Raw genomic sequence first — 18756 nt, 5'->3', positions numbered from 1 at the left:
GGGATGGAGACAATTTATTGGGGGTGTCTGATCGGAGGAGCAATATTTGCGGTTGTCAGTCTTGTGCTGGGTGACTTGATTGACGGCTTGCTGGACGGAGCCTTCGAAATGCCAGGTCTTGATTTTTTCAAACCCGTTGTGCTAGCTGGTTCCATTACAACCTTCGGTGGGGCAGGCATTATGCTGACACGTTATAGTTCATTAAGTGCGATGTCGGGTCTAATATTATCCCTGCTTATAGGTATTGCTGCAGCCATGCTGGTATTCTTCGCATACATCAAACCGATGCGTAACAGCGATGTCTCGATTGCATTTTCAATGAAAGAGTTATCTGGGAAAATTGGGGAAATTACCATTCCGGTGCCGGAAAAAGGTTTTGGCGAAGTGATGATTCGCTTCGCATCCGGTAGTACGATTCAAACGGCATCCAGTTTTGAACACCTCCCCATTGCGGCGGGAGCCCGTGTTGTCGTGGTGGATGTTGTAGATGGTGTACTACGTGTGTCGGAATGGGATGAAAATGTACTTAAAGATTTATAAAGTACTCTTATCACCTAATTAGTTTAAGCACTCATCATGAATGAATAAGGGGAGAGATGTGGAATGGAAAATTTGAATTTGAATTGGGATGTTTTATTGATTCCCATAGTTGTAGTCGGAGTCATTCTAATTTTAGGTCTGGCTTTCTGGGCGAGATACAAAACGGTTGGACCGGATGAAGCGATGATCGTTACGGGATCATTTCTGGGTAGTAAAAATATCTCCGATGATGATTCTGGCCGAAAAATTAAGATTGTTCGTGGTGGCGGTGCATTTATCTTGCCGGTATTCCAGCAATCCGAGTTTATCTCCTTATTGTCCCACAAGCTGGATGTCTCCACACCTGAAGTGTACACGGAGCAAGGGGTTCCGGTTATTGCTGACGGTGTAGCTATTATCAAGGTTGGAGGCGCTGTAGAGGACGTTGCTACGGCAGCTGAGCAATTCATCGGTAAACCTGTAGAAGCGCTGAGAAGCGAAGCACAGGAGGTACTGGAGGGGCATTTGCGGGCCATCCTGGGTACAATGACGGTGGAAGAAGTATATCGGAACCGGGATCGATTTGCGCAAGAGGTTCAAGGCGTAGCAGCTAGAGATTTGAAGAAAATGGGACTGCAAATTGTTTCATTTACCATCAAGGATGTTCGTGACAAACAGGGTTACCTGGATGCTCTCGGTAAACCGAGAATTGCCGCAGTGAAGCGGGATGCCGAGATTGCTGAAGCGGAAGCGATGCGTGATGCACGTATTCAGAAGGCCAATGCGGAAGAACAGGGGCAAAAAGCAGAGTTGCTGCGTGATACCAATATCGCTGAAGCAGCCAAAGAGAAAGAACTGAAAGTAGCCACGTTTAAGCGGGATCAGGATACAGCCAAAGCGGAAGCCGATCAGGCATACCATATCCATGAAGCGCGCGCGAGACAAACCGTGGTGGAAGAAGAAATGAAGGTTGAACTCGTTCGTAAAGAACGTGAGATCGATCTCCAAGAAAAAGAAATCGTCGTACGTGAGAAGCAATATGATGCTGAAGTGAAGAAAAAGGCAGAAGCGGATCGTTATGCGGTAGAGCAGGCTGCCGAAGCAGATAAAGCCAAAAGAATGCGTGAAGCCGATGCTGTACAGTATTCCATCGAAACACATGCCAAAGCAACAGCTGAACAGAAGCGACTTGAAGGTCAGGCCATGGCGGATGCGGAACTTGCCAAAGGTACAGCAGATGCAGAAGTTATTCGTTTGCGTGGTCTTGCCGAAGCAGAAGCGAAGGAAAAACTGGCCGAAGCGTTCCAGAAGTTTGGCGAAGCGGCTGTACTCGATATCATTGTCAAAATGCTGCCTGAACTGGCTGGTAAAATTGCAGAGCCAATTGCATCCATTGATAAACTGACGGTGGTAGATACAGGCAAAGGTGAAGGTGCAGCACGAGTGAGTAACTATGTTACCGAACTTATGGCGACCGCTCCAGAGATGCTCAAAAGTGTATCCGGCATTGATGTAGAGCAGCTGATCAAAGGCCTTACGAAGTCTAAAACACCTGCGCCAGTTGCCATTCTACAGAGCGAGGCTGTTACAACTCCTTCTATAATCGACAAGATTGTGGAAAGAGCTGGAGTTGACGAGTAAGAAGCACTTCGAATCTTGCATGGTTGCTCTATTGACCTTAAGACGAATTTTTGTTACTTTTTAAGCGAGACGTCCGGCGCGGTTTGCCCGCTCCGGGTGTCTTTTCGTTCGTAACAGGGTGTGACTTAATCACACCTAAGATGGTGTGAAAAAGAGGTGCAAACAATGAGCAGCCTGCATGTAGATAAAGCGCTAAATAATAATGTAATCATTGCACAGCATCCTGAACACGGGGAAGTCGTTGTTATTGGTAAAGGCATTGGCTTTAACCGAAAACCGAGTGATCACATTCCATTGATGGCTGTGGAGAAAATGTTCATTTTGAAAAACCAGCAGGAGCAAGAGCAGTACAAACAGCTTCTTCCACAGGTGGATGAAGCACTGATCGAGATTATTAACGAAGTTATTACGTATATTGCAGAGCGTACGGACGTTCCTCTGAATGAACATATCCATATTGCATTAACCGATCACATTTCTTTCGCGTTAAAACGCAAGGAGCAGGGCATTATCATACAAAATCCATTTTTATATGAAACCCGCGAGATTTATCCTGAAGAATATCGAATGGGAGAATACGCTGTTCGTCTGATCAAAGAGAAAATGGGTGTAGATTTGGGGATGGACGAGATTGGTTTTGTTGCCCTCCATATCTATAGCGCAATGACCAATCAAAATATATCCCAGGTACGTGAACATTCACAATTGATCACTGATTTGGTGAACCTGGTGTCTGATCAACTCGATTATTCGTTTGAAACGGAATCGCTCGATTACTCTCGTTTGCTGACTCATCTTCGTTTCGCCCTTGAGCGTGTTCGGCGTGGAGACAAAGTGGAGGAGCTTCATAAGTTGGATTCCCTGCTCAAGTTGGAGTATCCCGAAATGTACTCGCTTGCATGGAAACTGACCAAAGTAATGGAGAAAAGACTGAAACTGCCAGTTTATCCTGCGGAGGTAGGTTATTTGACCATTCATCTGCAAAGGCTGAATCAGCGGAAGGAAGAAGAGAATAAGTGAGATCATTCCAGTGATGGAATGCGGAATTTATTTTTTTGGTGTAAAGGCTTGCAATAGATTAGAACTGGTGCTACAATGGTTTCCGTAATCAAGCAACTGAATAAACATAAGCGACGTGTTACTGACTCGATCAGGCATGAGTTAATTAAAGTGTGATTGTTCTTTCCTTGTACAGGGTATGCTATACCCCAAGGTTGGCACAGTTTACTTTATTAATTCATGCCTTTTTTTGTGTTCCCTTGCTTGCATCACAACATATAAATTAGACGAAAGGGAGAAACGACGCGATGTTTAAAAAGCTTTTTGGTGTATTGCAAAGAGTAGGTAAAGCTCTCATGCTGCCTGTAGCCATTCTACCTGCGGCAGGTTTGCTGCTCGGAATTGGTAACATGCTGGTTAATCCAGATTTCTTGCAATATGTAACGGCGCTCGACACCCCTTGGGTGAACTCGATCGCAACAATTATGATGAACGCAGGTCAGATCGTATTCGATAATCTGGCATTGCTGTTCGCCGTCGGTGTAGCCGTCGGATTGGCCGGTGGCGAAGGAGTTGCAGGTCTCGCAGCGATCATCGGTTATCTGGTCATGAACGTCACACTGGGTAGCGCAGTAGGGGTTACTCCGGCCATGATCGGTGAAGTACCGGGTTATGCCAGCATCTTGGGTATCCCAACATTAAGTACAGGCGTGTTCGGAGGTATAATCATAGGTATTGCCGCCGCGCTATGTTACAATCGGTTTTTCAAAATCGAACTGCCGTCTTACCTCGGTTTCTTTGCAGGTAAACGATTTGTACCGATTATCACATCGGTAGTATCCCTTGTAATCGGGTTGCTTCTTGTGATTATCTGGCCTCCGATTCAAAATGGACTGAATTCCATATCTCACTTCATGGTAGATACAAGTCCGACCTTGTCGGCGTTCATCTTTGGAGTTGTGGAACGGTCATTAATTCCGTTCGGTTTGCATCACATTTTCTACTCCCCATTCTGGTTTGAGTTTGGTGAGTATGTGAATAAAGCCGGAGATGTTATTCGTGGGGATCAGAAGATTTTCTTCAGCCAGTTACGTGATGGCGTTGCTCTCACAGCAGGAACATTCCAAGTTGGTAAATTCCCGTTCATGATGTTCGGTTTGCCAGCGGCCGCACTTGCGATGTACCATGAAGCAAGACCGGAACACAAAAAGTATGTTGCAGGTATCATGGGTTCAGCTGCGCTGACCTCGTTCCTGACAGGTATCACAGAACCACTTGAATTCTCGTTCCTGTTTGTAGCACCAATCCTGTTTGCAGTACACTGTATCTTTGCAGGTTTGTCTTTCATGACCATGCAAATTCTGGGTGTCAAGATCGGTATGACCTTCTCCGGTGGGTTCATTGACTTCCTGATCTTCGGGATTATTCCGAACCGTACACCTTGGTGGGACGTGATTATTGTCGGATTGATTCTTGCGGTGATCTATTACTTCGGTTTCCGGTTTATCATTCGCAAATTCAATCTCAAAACACCTGGACGAGAGGATGCAACGCCTGAAACCGAATCTGGCGGAGGCTCTGGTTCAACGGATGACCTGCCCCATAACATTCTCGAAGCTTTTGGTGGCAAGGAAAATATCAAACATCTGGACGCTTGTATTACTCGTTTGCGGATTGAAGTTAATGAGAAATCCAATGTGAAAAAAGATCGTTTGAAACAATTGGGTGCATCTGGTGTACTTGAAGTGGGTAATAATGTTCAAGCCATCTTCGGTACACGTTCCGACACGATCAAATCTCAAATGCAGGATATTATTGCAGGAAGAACACCAGCACCAACGCCAGCAGCTGCCAAACCAACTCCTGAAGAGGAGAAGGCACAAGGTGAGCAAGGCGAGCGCATCGTTGCTGAGGATATCGTCATGCCAGTCAATGGTGAATTGCTGGACATTACAAACGTACCTGATCCGGTCTTTGCTGAAAAAATGACAGGTGACGGGTTCGCAATTTTGCCACATGATGGTACGATAACTTCTCCTGTGTATGGTAAAGTGTTTAATGTATTTCCAAGCAAACATGCCGTGGGCATCATGTCCGATGGTGGCAAGGAAGTGCTTGTTCATATAGGTGTTAATACGGTGAAGCTGAAAGGTCAAGGCTTTAACGTACTGGTACAGGAAGGTGATCTGGTATCGGCAGGTCAGCCGATTATGGAAGTGGATCTGGAGTATGTCAAAGCAAACGCTCCTTCGATCATTTCACCAGTTATTTTCACTAACCTGCCAGAGGGCTCCACAGTAACTCTGAAGAAGAGTGGAGTGCTGAAAGTTGGCGAACAGCCAATCATTGAGATAAAATAAGAAGTGTTACGACGATGGCAAGCAAGTGTAAATATATGCAATGCCTAAACCAAACTACTGAAAGTGAGATGATTGTAATGCAACAAACATTCAGAATTACAGACGAAGATGGTATCCACGCACGTCCGGCGACAGCCCTGGTTAATACAGCAAACAAATTCAAAGGTGCAGAATCCTTTGCAGAAGCTAACGGTAAAAAAGTAACTTTGAAATCCATTCTGGGTGTTCTTTCCCTCGGATTGGAACAAGGCGACACCATCAGCATCATCGTTGAAGGCGAAGGCGAAGCTGAAGCTCTTCAAGCTTTGACTGACGTTATGGTTAACGAAGGGTTGGGCGAAATTAATGCTTAATGTCTCCGGGATCGCGGCTTCGGCGGGTATTGCTATCGCCAAGGCGTTTATCTTGGAGCATCCTGATTACTCTGTAGAAAAACGCCAAATTAACGACGTTGACGCAGAGATCGCAAAACTCGACTCAGCTCTGGGTAAATCCCAGGCTGAGCTTGAGGCGATCAAAGAGCGTACTTTACATGAGCTTGGCGAGAAAAAAGCTGAGATTTTTGCTTCGCATTTGCTCATTCTGAATGACCCGGAACTGATTGATCCGGTTAAAGCTAGAATTGCAGATGACATGATCAATGCAGAATTTGCTTTGAACGAAACGGCATCGCAATTTATCTCCATGTTTGAGAACATGAAGAGTGCATACCTGCAGGAACGTGCAGCAGATATGCGTGACGTTACCAAACGTGTGCTAAATCACTTGCTTGGTATCGACTTCATGAGTCCGGCTGAGATCAATGAAGAAGTGATTGTGCTTGCGGAGGATCTAACACCTTCCGACACGGCTCAATTGAACCGCCAATTTGTTAAAGGTTTTGCAACTAACATTGGTGGACGTACTTCTCACTCGGCTATTATGGCTCGCTCTCTTGAAATTCCGGCTGTTGTTGGAACCAAGGACATCTTGGCTCAAGCGAAACAAGGCGATATGATCATTGTTGACGGTCTGGATGGTCACGTACTGGTTAACCCTACTGATGAAGTTATTGCTGAATACCGTGCCAAACAGGAACAGTATGATGCACAACGTGCAGAGTGGAGAAAACTTCGTGATGAGCCAACGGTAACGGTGGACAACGTTCATGTTGAACTTGCAGCTAACATTGGTACACCGAATGATGTAACAGGTGTTCTGGAGAACGGCGGCGAGGCTGTAGGCCTGTACCGTACCGAGTTCCTTTACATGGGCAGAGACAAGCTTCCTTCCGAAGACATTCAGTATAATGCTTACAAAGCGGTACTGGAAAAAATGGAAGGCAAACCTGTCGTTGTTCGTACACTCGACATCGGTGGAGACAAAGAGCTTCCATACCTGGATCTGCCAAAAGAAATGAATCCATTCCTCGGCTTCCGCGCAGTTCGTTTGTGTCTGGACCGTTTGGATATCTTCCGTACACAATTGCGTGCATTGCTGCGTGCAAGCGTACATGGAAACCTGCGTGTCATGTTCCCAATGATCGCAACACTAGGTGAATTCCGTGAAGCAAAAGCTGTCTTGCTCGAAGAGAAAGAAAAGCTGGTTGCTGAAGGTATTGCTGTTTCTGACAGCATTCAACTCGGAATCATGGTCGAAATTCCTTCGACTGCAGTTCTGGCGGATCAATTTGCCAAAGAAGTGGATTTCTTCAGTATCGGAACGAACGATCTGATTCAATACACAATGGCTGCTGACCGTATGAACGAACGAGTGGCGTATCTGTACCAACCTTACAACCCTGCCATTTTGCGTTTGGTTAAAATGGTTATCGATGCAGCACATCGTGAAGGCAAATGGGTTGGCATGTGTGGTGAGATGGCAGGAGACGAAACAGCAATTCCATTGCTGCTCGGTCTTGGATTGGATGAGTTCAGCATGAGCGCAACTTCCATTCTGCCTGCTCGTAGTCAGATCACCAAGCTGTCCCGTGCGGATATGCAGGAACTGGCTGCTAAAGCTCTGGATATGCAAACGGCTGAACAAGTCGTTGAATTGGTTCAAAGCATTAAAGCGTAATTTTGCCGGGGTTTCCTCCGGATTTGAGGTTTTTCTTTTTCCGATAATGAGCTGCATTGATGCAGCGATTCTGCCGGTATCCGCGATTCATTGTGGATATCGGCTTTTTTTGTTATAAACAGGACAATGTGATTCGGACACTGGTATACATCGGAGCATAACTTGCCTGCGTTTGAGACACGCTCTAGCAGGAGGATGGTGAGCTGTAAGAGTGGCATAAGTAGACCGGGAAGGCAACATAAAAAGCTCTTGCTGATTGGAACATCAGCAAGAGCTTTTTGTGTTAACAATGATTTGATTAACTGCAAGCGCAGTTCAATACAGGTTTGCGGGCAGCGGTGGTCTCATCAAGACGAGTGACCGGTGTTCCGTAAGGTGCGTTGAGTACCAATTCAGGTGTCTCTTCCGCTTCTTTGGCAATCCGTATCATCGTATCAATGAACCCATCCAGCGTTTCTTTGCTCTCGGTTTCTGTTGGCTCGATCATGATGCATTCCTCCACGTTGAGCGGGAAGTACACCGTAGGCGGGTGATATCCAAAATCAAGCAATCGTTTGGCAACATCCAGTGTGCGCACACCATATTGCTTCAAACCCCGACCAGACATGACAAATTCATGTTTGCATACACCCGGGTAAGGAATCTCGTAGTAAGGCGCAAGACGGGCCATCATATAGTTAGCATTGAGTACCGCACACTCAGATACACGGCGCAATCCTTCCGGTCCATAGGTGCGAATGTAGGCATAGGCACGTACCAATATACCGAAGTTACCGTAGTAGGCTTTTACCCGGCCAATGGATTGATCGCCTTCACGATCGAATGCATACATACCGTCATCATTTTTGATCACCATTGGCTTAGGCAGGAACGGAACTAAACGACTCTTCACGCCGACTGGTCCGGCGCCTGGTCCACCACCGCCATGAGGTGTGCTCATCGTTTTGTGCAAGTTCAGATGCACCACGTCAAAGCCCATATCACCCGGACGGGTAATGCCCATAATGGCATTCGAGTTCGCCCCATCGTAGTACAGCAAGCCACCAGCCTGATGTACGATGGATGCAATCTCCTGAATGTCTTTCTCGAACAAACCAAGTGTATTTGGGTTTGTCAGCATCAATGCTGCCGTATCCGAACCGACTGCTGCACGGAGTGCATCCAGATCGACCAGTCCGTCTGCTCGGGATGGAATCGTCACAGTTTCAAATCCTGCAACGGTTGCACTTGCCGGGTTGGTACCATGCGAAGAATCGGGCACGATGACTTTGGTACGTTGTTCGCCACGACCTTCGTGGTAGGCACGAATCATCATAAGACCAGTCCATTCTCCATGGGCACCCGCGGCTGGTTGCAGAGTCACAGCGTCCATACCTGTCAGACCTGCAAGGTCGTTTTGCAATGTATATAACAGTTCAAGAGCACCTTGAATGCTGGATTCGTGCTGGTACGGATGGATTTTGGCGAATCCATTGTAACGGGCCACGTCCTCATTGATCTTCGGATTGTATTTCATTGTACAAGAGCCCAGTGGATAAAATCCGTTATCTACCCCGAAGTTGCGGCGGGACAGAGCGGTATAGTGTCGAATAACATCTACCTCAAACACTTCCGGCAGTGCTGCTGCTTCCGAACGGAGCATTTCCCGGGGAATCAACGTATCGGCAGCCTGACGAGGAACGTCACATTCTGGCAAGGAATAAGCGACACGTCCAGGGCTGCTGAGTTCAAAAATCAATGATTGTTCCGAAGCAGGAGATAAGGTCTGTGCACTAAATGTTGTATCCGTCTCAGGTTGAACCGAAGTGGAGACAGAGGTACCTGTTTCCGATTTTCCTTGTACCGATGTTGTCGTTGTTGTCGTCGTTTCCTGAGTCACAGCGATCCCTCCAATGCTCGTGCGAATTCGTCAATCTCTTCCTTAGTGCGCCGTTCGGTAACAGCAATCAGCATATGTCCGGTAAGCTCCGGATAATCACGTCCGAGTTCGTAGCCACCAATAAAGCCTGCATCCAGCAGTTTCAACTGAAGAGCATCCACGTCTGTTCCTTCAGGAAGTTTAATCACGAATTCATTAAATGTTGGTGCATTAAAAGTAAGGCTAACTCCAGGAATCGCAGTTAATGTATTCAGGGTGTAATGACTCTTTTGCAAATTCAGATCCGCGACATCGATCATGCCCTGTTTACCCATGATGGACATGTACACAGATGCGCTGAGTGCAAGCAAAGCCTGGTTGGAACAGATGTTGGATGTCGCCTTTTCGCGGCGGATGTGCTGTTCACGTGCTTGCAGTGTGAGTACAAAACCACGCTTGCCGTTGCGATCGGTGGTCTGGCCTACAATTCGGCCAGGAATTCGGCGCATATGAGGCTGGGATACGGCGAAATATCCGCATGTCGGGCCGCCGAGTGAAGCGGCGATGCCGAGGGGCTGCGCATCACCTACAACGATGTCGGCACCCAGCTTGCCTGGGGCTTCCAGCAGACCCAGCGATAGCGGGTTAGCACTTACAACGAGCAGGCCCTTGTGCGCATGCACGAGGTCGGCAGCCTGTTTTACATTTTCTACAGCACCAAAGAAGTTCGGACTCTGGATCATGACAGCAGCGGTATCGTCCGATATGGCGGCTTGCAGGGCATCCCAATCAGTGACGCCATCCTTATAACCAATCTCGACAATCTCCAGACTTAATCCGTGCGCATATGCCTGCAATACCTGACGGGCTTCCGGATGAACGGTACGGGATACGATGAGCTGTTTGCGACGAGTTGCCGCTGCGGCCAGATTACCTGCTTCTGCAAAGGCAGTTGCGCCGTCATACATACTGGCATTGGCTACAGCCATACCGGTTAATTCACAGATGTAGGATTGAAATTCGAAAATGGCCTGTAGTTCACCTTGGCTGATCTCAGGCTGATAAGGTGTGTAGGCAGTGTAAAACTCGGAACGGGAAATGACATGATTGATGACGGAAGGAACATGATGATCATATATGCCAGCGCCGAGGAAGCTGGCGTGTGTTTCGAAATTGGCGTTAGCGCCGGCTTGTTTGGACATATGACGTGTCAGCGCATATTCATCAAGTTTGGAGGATACGGGCAGCTCGCCCTGATAACGAATCTCCTGCGGAATGTCCTGAAACAGTTCCTCCAGCGTATCCACACCGATGGTTGCGAGCATGGCGCTCTGATCTTGCTCAGTCATGGGAATGTAACGGTGCTTGCTCATGCTTGATCAGCTCCTTGAGTAGGTGTCTTCGACGTACGTGTCCGTTTATGAAAAGGGGTCTTCACGACCTCGGCTTTTAGTTTCTTGCCGCGGATCTCAATCTCAAGCGGGGTTCCCAGCGCAGCGTATTTACTGTCGATGAGAGCAAGCCCCAGATTACGCTTCAATGTAGGTGATTGCGTGCCTGTTGTTACTTCACCAATCTGTACGCCTTCGGCGTAAATCGGATAGTGGGGGCGGGGAATACCACGCTCCAGCACTTCGATGCCGACCAGTTTGCGGGCAGGCCCGTCAGTTTTTTGCTGTAACAAGGCTTCGTATCCGATAAAAGGTCCGGCATTCAGCTTCACAAACATGCCAACGCCAGCTTCGAGCGGAGAGATGGTTGCCGACAATTCCTGTCCATACAGGGGGAGCCTTGCTTCAAAGCGCAGTGTATCCCGGGCACCAAGTCCGGTTGGTACGAGTCCGTGACCTTCTCCGGCTTGCATTAATCCATTCCACACCGCAGCAGCATGGTCCGCAGGTACATATAGTTCAAAGCCGTCCTCACCGGTATAACCTGTACGGGACAACAGTAATTTAACGCCGCATACCTCTGCCTGCTGTACAAAACGGAAAGGCTCAATCGAGGATACATCCGTATCTGTAACTTTCCCGATAATATCTACAGCCAGTGGACCTTGCAAGGCGAGCAGCGCCGTCTGCTCAGAATCGTTAGTCATGCTTACGCCAGGGATCAAGTGCTCTTGCAGCCACGCCCAATCCTTGTCGATGTTGGAGGCATTAACAACGAGCATGTAATGCTGATCTTCCAGCTTATACACGAGCAGATCATCTACCACACCGCCATCTGGATAACACATCAGGGTGTACTGGGCTTGACCCGGAACGAGCGTGGTCACATCATTGGTCGTCATTTGTTGCAAAAAAACTTCAGCCTGCTCACCCTGTACGGTGAATTCACCCATATGGGATACATCAAATAGTCCAGCACGCTCACGCACCGCTTCATGTTCTTTCTGGATTCCGCTAAATTGCACTGGAAGCTCCCAGCCTCCAAAATCAATGCACCGTACGCCTTCGTATTGCTGATACAGTGGGAAGAGTGGTGTTCTAAGCAAATCGGACATCAAATCACCTCGTCATGGGCCGTCAACCGGCCGGATATACAATCGTGGATCAATGAACCAGGGTATTTTTACATTTTTCAGCAGAGATTTTTCGTAGATAAGTATGGTAAGGCAGCTATGACAGCGCCGTTCTACATCCTGTTTTTCGTTTTTTGGGAAAAAGGAAAAGGACAGGCCAAAGAATCGGCATGCCAAGTAGCACGCTGTATTCTAAGGCTCTGTCCCTTGTACCTGAGAGTTACCCCGCTGCGTTGTGCAGCAGGTTTCCCCTTGGGTGATCATAACGCCCGCACAGGGCGAATAGATGCTCTCCAGAGTTGCGTCCCGTAAAAGTCCTTTTGCCTGAGAGATTCACCCCCGCTTATCGGTGGTTTACTCCTTCGGCGTTACCTCATGTACATCCCGAATCGGGTGTCACGGGTAATCTCTCCCTTTACATTCATCCGCGGGTATAACATAGTCCAATAAACACATTTACTCCTCTCATTAAAACGTGAATCCACTACCGATGTCAAGAACGATGTCATAGATTATAATTAAAAACCGAATATTTAATTTGGTTTCAATTTTATTGTTCGTGTATTTAAAAAGACTGCGCTTACTATTCTAATATTCACCAGTATATGAAGAAAGAGTGTAATCGGGTTACAGGATTTAGAGGTGATCAATAAATAAATTGTGAGGTATCTTGACATTTGAATCAAAAATATCATACGCTATGTTCTGGGAAAAAGGTTAAGGTCAAAGAACGCATGCACTCATTTAATGAAAAGCGAGGCGGATATTGATGAGCGAATTGAAAAGTGATTTCCTGTACAGTGAAGAGCACGAATGGGTGCAAACCGTAGGGGAGGATACTGTACGTATTGGCATTACCGAGTTCGCGCAGCATCAGCTGGGTGACATTGTGTTTGTGGAATTGCCTGACCTTGAAACCAATGTAAAAGCAGAGGACAGCATTGGAACGATTGAATCGGTCAAAACGGTTTCCGACTTGTTCTCTCCCGTCACAGGTTCAATTATTGCAGTCAATGATTCGTTGCAGGACTCCCCTGAACTTGTGAACAGCTCTCCTTACGAGGAAGGTTGGATGATTGAGATTCGTGTTGAGGGAGATCTGACAGCAGCATTGTCTACATTGATGAATGCAGACGCGTATCGTAAACATACGGAAGAATAGTATCAACGAACTTGTACTTATTAACATATATTTTATAAGCAAATGAAATGAGTTTCATATTGTTTCGACCTGTGTGAGCCGGATGCTTGCACAGGTTTTTTGTGCTTTCCAAGAATGGTTTTGAATGTAGATTTGAGCAGATTGTGGATGTAAATCATCTGATTGGACCAAGCTATAGGTTAGAAAATGACTCTGGAAATGATAAAAGTCATAGGCAAGAAAAACCTTGTGTACCAATGGGTTCAGCCATTATGCATCGATTAAAACGATTACATAACCTAATGTTGTCATCATTGTTCATGACGAAAGTACGCTTTCATTTCATTGAACAGGAGAGCATTCTCGCTTAGGATTACAGCAGGGGAGAAATGATACCCCTTTCATAAATCATAATCACTTGATCCAAGGAGGATAATACAATGAGTAATTTGGACCAATCGTCCAATTCCAAAGGTGGGCTACGGGTAGGTGTGCAGCGTTTTGGCCGTTTCCTGAGTGGTATGGTCATGCCGAATATGGGAGCGTTCATCGCCTGGGGATTAATTACGGCCATGTTCATTCCAACAGGCTGGTTCCCTAACGAGACACTGGCACAGCTAGTCGATCCGATGATCAAATATTTGCTGCCACTGTTAATCGGTTACACCGGGGGTACGATGGTGCATGGTCAGCGTGGTGGTGTCGTGGGTGCCATTATGACCATTGGGGTCATCGTGGGTAGTGATATCCCGATGTTCCTAGGTGCCATGATTGCCGGACCACTGGCAGCATGGATCATCAAAAAGTTTGATAAATCGATTGAAGGTAAAGTTAGAGCCGGATTTGAAATGCTGGTTAACAACTTCTCAGCCGGTATTATTGGCGGGATCTTGGGGATTTTTGCGCTACTGGGCATCGGGCCTGCTGTAGAAGCAATTAGCAAAGTATTATCTGCCGGGGTACAAGGCTTAATGAATCTTGGTTTGCTGCCGCTGGTCAACCTAATCATTGAACCAGGTAAAGTATTGTTCCTGAACAATGCAATCAACCACGGGATTCTAACACCAATTGCAACAGATCAAGCAAGAGAATTAGGGCAATCCGTATTATACATGCTTGAATCGAACCCGGGTCCGGGACTTGGTATCTTGCTTGCTTACTGTTTCTTCGGACGCGGAATGGCCAAATCTTCTGCACCGGGTGCCGTTATCATTCATTTCTTCGGGGGAATTCATGAGATCTACTTCCCTTACATTTTGATGAGACCGATTCTGATTCTTGCCGCAATTGCGGGTGGCGTCGCAGGTACATTAACATTTATGCTCACCGGAGCAGGACTTGTTTCAGCACCATCACCGGGTAGTATTATCGCGTATTTCCTCTTAACACCGAAAGGTGGATACCTGCCAATGCTTGCAGGGGTGCTTGTAGCAGCCGTCGTTTCCTTCCTGGTAGCAGCAGTGTTGCTGAAAACGGGTAAACAAAAGGACGAAGATCTGGAGTCCGCATCCAGTCGGATGAAAGACATGAAGAGTCAAGGAACCGTGCCAAACGCTGGCATTACGGCTAATCATCGTGAAGCAGACAGAGCCGCAGATATGGCTTCTTCTACAGTCAAAACAGACGTGAAGAAAATTGTCTTCTCCTGTGATGCAGGGATGGGGTCGAGTGCCATGGGTGCTTCCATTCTACGCAAGAAGATGAAGGCAGAGGGGATTGACGTTACGGTGACCAATACGGCTATCAGTGATATCCCGCCGGATGCAGATGTGGTAATCACACAACAAATATTAACCGATCGTGCCCGCTCCGTTGCGCCGAACGCAGAACATATATCCATCGACAACTTCCTAAAAAGCCCGGAATACGATGCGCTCGTTGAACGTCTAAAGTAATTGTACGCATTTGTTTTCCCTGAGCCGGAGGCTGAGATATGAGTATTACCAAAAGACAACGTGAAATCGTGGAGTTTCTGCTGGAGCATCCACATGAAGTCACTGCCGGCGAAATCGCCGTTGAAGTTAAGGTCAGTACCCGAACAGTTCACCGGGAGCTGCAAATGATTGAACAATGGCTTGAACCTTTGGGCATGAGGCTGGAAAAAAAATCAGGAACCGGTATCCGAATTGATGCTGGTTCCGATGATCTGGCTATATTGCGCCAGCAACTAGAGGGTAAAGAATATGTAGAGTTTACGCCGGAAGAGCGTAAGCTCTTCATGCTTTGCATCCTGCTTGATGAACCGGAGCCTGTAAAGTTGCTCGCCCTGGCCTCGGATCTGAAAGTGACCGTATCCACCGTAACCACTGATCTGGACGATCTGGAGTCACGGATTCGTCAGGCGGGACTGAAGCTGGTTCGCAGACGTGGATATGGCGTCAAGATTAATGGAAGTGAGACGATTCATCGCACAGCCATAGCTGCACTTGCACTGGAATTTCTGGATGAGTCCGACCTGTTCGGAAGACAACCTGAACAAGGGGGCTCCATCGTAAACCAAAAACTGCTGGATATGATTGGACACGGTGATGTGCTTACGATCGAAAATGCGTTATGGCAACCAGACATCGAATGGCTGGAGAACATCCCGGAACGCCAATACATGAAGCTGCTGATTCAATTATCCGTAGCGGTTGTACGTATTCGTAAAGGCATTGGCATTGGCCGTATGTCTCCACGAGAGAACACGGGAGATGCAGTTGCAGAGCAGGATGAGATGAAGGTTCCACCTTATATGGCTTCCCGCTTGTGTGGTGTGTTATCGACCCAGCTGGGGCTGACATTCTCCCAAGATGAGCAAGCTTATTTTCACAGACTATTAGTTGAGACAGAGCAGCGGATTCACTCTTCGCGGCTGTTGCCAATAGACGACTTGATTTTACTGGACAGGGTACATTCACTGATTGATCAGATGCAGGCGAGGACACATTACGCCTTTCATGAGGATCGTTTGCTTCGTGAAGGTCTGCTTGGTCATATGCAACCTGTCATGGAGCGAATTGAAGGACAACAGATGATTCGTAATCCGCTTTTGCAGCAGATTCGCAAGGATTATGATTCCCTCTTTGAAGAGGTCAAAAAATCTGTGGGGCAAGCTTGGCCAGGTACAGAAGTTCCGGATGAGGAGATTGGTTTCCTGGTTATGCACTTTGGAGCTTCCATCGAGAGGTTACGTGCATTGAAACGGGAGATCAGGGCGATCATCGTGTGTACAAGCGGAATTGGATCATCACGCATGCTTTCCAGCAGATTATCCAAGGAGATTCCCGAGATTCGGATCATGGATAGCGTGTCCTGGTACGAGGCTGCCCGGATACCTACAGATCAATATGATCTGGTCTTATCTACTGTTGATCTGCCGATGGATGAGCATCAGTATTACAAAGTGAGTCCACTGCTTACGGCAGAAGAGAGCGAACGTCTGCGTCATTTTATCCGAACAACAACATTACAACGACAGCATAATAAGCCCCGTGAAGCAGAGGTTCAGACGACAAGTCGTTACTCTGACCCTGATGGAATGGAAGCTATTTTAGTTGAAATCGTCCGAATTATTGGCAAGTTTCAGGTGTACCCGCTGGATAATCAGGACATCGGGTTCTATAAAACGGTGTATGCGATGTGCAACGTACTCCATGGATCTGGTGTGCTAAAGGAACCGGGGGAGATCGCAAAACGGTTGGAGGCACGTGAGGCAGTGGGGAGTCAGAAGATTCCCGGCACAAGACTTGCGCTGTTTCATACACGCAGTGAGGGGATCTACAGGCCGTCCATTAGCTTGTTTCAGCTCACTGAGCCACTCCTTCGTACGCCGGATGATCCGGCAGGAGTTACCCATGTCCTCTTGATGCTCGGTCCCAGAGAATTATCCAAGGAAAGCCTGGAGGTTCTCAGTGAGATCAGCGCACTGTTATTGCAGGAAGAAATGATTACATTGCTGGAAAAGGGAATTAGGGATGAACTCATTCATTACCTGTCCCAGGAACTTGTTGGATTTTATCGCAGTAAAACCGAAATTGGAGGTCAACCATTATGAGTATGTTAACAACAGATAAAGTCATCATGAATGCGACGGCTCAGGACAAATACGAAGCGATTCGCATGGCAGGACAGATTCTGAAGGATGCGGGACATATTACCGCTGATTACATTGAAAAGATGATTGAACGGGAAGAGATTGTCTCGACCTATGTAGGGAACGGCCTGGCTATTCCGCACGGTACGAAGGAATCCAAAGCTTTCATTTTATCCACAGGTATCTCTGTCATTCAGTATCCACAGGGTGTTGATTTTGGCGAAGAAAAGGCTTATATGGTCATTGGTATCGCGGCTCAAGGCGGGGAACATATGGAGATCCTGACTAGCATCGCGGTGATCTGTGCTGAAGATGAGAATATGGAGGCCCTGCGTCTGGCTAAAACTGCTGAAGAAGTTATCGCTATTCTGGAAAGTGAAATGGAGCTATGAAGGCCCTACACTTTGGCGCAGGTAACATTGGACGCGGATTTATCGGCTTGATTCTGTCCCGTGCGGGCTATGAGGTGGTTTTCTCCGACGTGAATCAGAACTTGGTTACAGCTCTCCAGCAACGGGGGCAATATACGGTGGAACTGGCTAACGAGAGCAAGGATCAGGAGACCGTCACAGGCGTAAATGCAATCGATGGAACCCAACTGGAGACGGTTGCCCAAACCGTTGTGGAAGCTGATCTGATTACAACCGCAGTGGGTGTGGGTGTGCTGAAACATATTGCACCAGGCATTGCGAAAGGACTTGAGAAAAGACTGAATTCCGGTCCTGCTCAAAACCCTCTTCACATTATTGCTTGTGAGAACGCCATTGGAGCCAGTACACAGTTGAAAGAGCATGTATATGCTCTGCTTGATGAAAAGGTACGTTCCCTTGCGGATCAATACGTTTATTTTCCAGATTCAGCCGTAGACCGGATAGTGCCTATTCAGCATCATGAAGACCCGTTGCATGTACAGGTGGAGCCTTTTTACGAGTGGGTGGTGGATCGTTCCCAGATGGCTCCTGCATTCAAACCGGTTGAGGGCATTCTATATGTCGATGATCTGGAGCCGTATATCGAACGGAAGCTGTTCACTGTTAATACAGGACACTGCGTTGCAGCTTATATAGGTAATGTGCACGGGTATGACACGATTCAGAAGGCTATTGCCGACGAAAAGGTGAAATCCATTGTCTACGGTGCTTTGCAGGAAACCGGAAAAGTTCTGGTGAAGCGTTTTGCATTCAACCCTGAAGAGCATGAGCAGTATATTGTCAAAATATTGGGACGGTTCGTCAACCCGTATCTCACCGATGAGGTTACTCGTGTTGGTCGTTCTCCGCTGCGCAAGTTGTCTCCGAATGATCGTCTGGTTCGCCCGGCCCTTCAGGCCTATGCGGATGGAACTGATACGACTTATCTGGCTATGGGTATGGCAGCAGCCTGCAAGTTCGATGTCTCTGATGATCCGGAAGCAGTTGAACTGCAGAACATGATCCGCCAGAAGGGGATTACAGCTGTACTGCATCATTATACGTCCATGGATGAGCATCATCCGGTGCTTGAACAGGCTGTTGCCCAGTATAACCAAATGTAAGAGCAGTGGCAGCCAGCTAACAGTATAGATGAGGCATAATGAAGAAG

Annotated in this window: 14 protein-coding genes and 1 riboswitch; of the genes, 11 read left to right on the top strand and 3 right to left on the bottom strand. The window is 47.4% G+C overall.

The window, feature by feature from the left end:
- The first annotated feature begins 3 nt into the window (after window positions 1-3).
- From NZ043_RS02220 to ptsP, 6 genes are all read left to right on the top strand, one after another.
- Window positions 4-540, top strand: coding sequence for a hypothetical protein (locus NZ043_RS02220; protein ID WP_017686844.1), 537 nt, complete (start codon window positions 4-6; stop codon window positions 538-540).
- Window positions 541-603: 63 nt separating this feature from the next.
- Window positions 604-2160 carry a flotillin family protein gene (locus NZ043_RS02215; protein WP_339310477.1) on the top strand — a complete coding sequence of 519 codons (1557 nt, stop codon included), beginning with the start codon at window positions 604-606 and terminating at the stop codon, window positions 2158-2160.
- 165 nt (window positions 2161-2325) lie between these two features.
- Window positions 2326-3180: a PRD domain-containing protein gene (locus NZ043_RS02210; protein WP_047844046.1), complete on the top strand. Its 855-nt coding sequence runs from the start codon at window positions 2326-2328 to the stop codon at window positions 3178-3180.
- A gap of 287 nt (window positions 3181-3467) precedes the next feature.
- On the top strand, window positions 3468-5519 hold the full coding sequence (gene ptsG, locus NZ043_RS02205; RefSeq protein WP_091027710.1) for a glucose-specific PTS transporter subunit IIBC: 2052 nt from the start codon (window positions 3468-3470) through the stop codon (window positions 5517-5519).
- A 77-nt stretch (window positions 5520-5596) separates the two neighbouring features.
- Window positions 5597-5872 (top strand): HPr family phosphocarrier protein, encoded by a 276-nt coding sequence (locus NZ043_RS02200; protein ID WP_036617010.1) that lies wholly within the window; start codon window positions 5597-5599, stop codon window positions 5870-5872.
- Window positions 5865-7577 carry a phosphoenolpyruvate--protein phosphotransferase gene (ptsP, locus tag NZ043_RS02195; protein ID WP_339310475.1) on the top strand — a complete coding sequence of 571 codons (1713 nt, stop codon included), beginning with the start codon at window positions 5865-5867 and terminating at the stop codon, window positions 7575-7577. The genes NZ043_RS02200 and ptsP overlap by 8 nt, the downstream gene beginning before the upstream one ends.
- A gap of 298 nt (window positions 7578-7875) precedes the next feature.
- Here ptsP and gcvPB read toward each other — a convergent pair whose 3' ends face one another.
- The 3 genes from gcvPB to gcvT all read right to left on the bottom strand — a co-directional run bounded on the left by gcvPB (window position 7876) and on the right by gcvT (window position 11941).
- Complete coding sequence (gene gcvPB, locus NZ043_RS02190) at window positions 7876-9315, bottom strand: aminomethyl-transferring glycine dehydrogenase subunit GcvPB (RefSeq protein WP_074097008.1); 1440 nt, start codon at window positions 9313-9315, stop codon at window positions 7876-7878.
- A gap of 137 nt (window positions 9316-9452) precedes the next feature.
- Window positions 9453-10808, bottom strand: coding sequence for an aminomethyl-transferring glycine dehydrogenase subunit GcvPA (gcvPA, locus tag NZ043_RS02185; RefSeq protein WP_091027712.1), 1356 nt, complete (start codon window positions 10806-10808; stop codon window positions 9453-9455).
- On the bottom strand, window positions 10805-11941 hold the full coding sequence (gene gcvT / locus NZ043_RS02180; RefSeq protein ID WP_091027713.1) for a glycine cleavage system aminomethyltransferase GcvT: 1137 nt from the start codon (window positions 11939-11941) through the stop codon (window positions 10805-10807). The genes gcvPA and gcvT overlap by 4 nt, the downstream gene beginning before the upstream one ends.
- A 320-nt stretch (window positions 11942-12261) precedes the next feature.
- Window positions 12262-12384, bottom strand: a riboswitch (glycine riboswitch).
- A 344-nt stretch (window positions 12385-12728) separates the two neighbouring features.
- On the opposite strand from gcvT, the gene gcvH reads away from it, so the two are divergent.
- The 5 genes from gcvH to NZ043_RS02155 all read left to right on the top strand — a co-directional run bounded on the left by gcvH (window position 12729) and on the right by NZ043_RS02155 (window position 18709).
- A complete protein-coding gene (gcvH, locus tag NZ043_RS02175) occupies window positions 12729-13121 on the top strand; it encodes a glycine cleavage system protein GcvH (RefSeq protein ID WP_047844042.1) in 393 nt (130 codons plus the stop codon).
- Window positions 13122-13540: 419 nt separating this feature from the next.
- The gene (locus NZ043_RS02170) at window positions 13541-14995 is read left to right on the top strand and encodes a PTS mannitol transporter subunit IICB (protein ID WP_091027715.1); all 1455 of its coding nucleotides are present in this window, start codon (window positions 13541-13543) and stop codon (window positions 14993-14995) included.
- A 38-nt stretch (window positions 14996-15033) separates the two neighbouring features.
- The gene (locus NZ043_RS02165) at window positions 15034-17136 is read left to right on the top strand and encodes a BglG family transcription antiterminator (protein WP_091027717.1); all 2103 of its coding nucleotides are present in this window, start codon (window positions 15034-15036) and stop codon (window positions 17134-17136) included.
- Window positions 17133-17567 (top strand): PTS sugar transporter subunit IIA, encoded by a 435-nt coding sequence (locus NZ043_RS02160; RefSeq protein ID WP_017686856.1) that lies wholly within the window; start codon window positions 17133-17135, stop codon window positions 17565-17567. The genes NZ043_RS02165 and NZ043_RS02160 overlap by 4 nt, the downstream gene beginning before the upstream one ends.
- Window positions 17564-18709 (top strand): mannitol-1-phosphate 5-dehydrogenase, encoded by a 1146-nt coding sequence (locus tag NZ043_RS02155; RefSeq protein ID WP_091027720.1) that lies wholly within the window; start codon window positions 17564-17566, stop codon window positions 18707-18709. The genes NZ043_RS02160 and NZ043_RS02155 overlap by 4 nt, the downstream gene beginning before the upstream one ends.
- Window positions 18710-18756: the final 47 nt, after the last annotated feature.

Source organism: Paenibacillus sp. FSL k6-2145 (assembly GCF_037976585.1).
Taxonomy (GTDB): domain Bacteria; phylum Bacillota; class Bacilli; order Paenibacillales; family Paenibacillaceae; genus Paenibacillus.
This window is presented reverse-complemented; position numbering and strand designations above follow the sequence as displayed.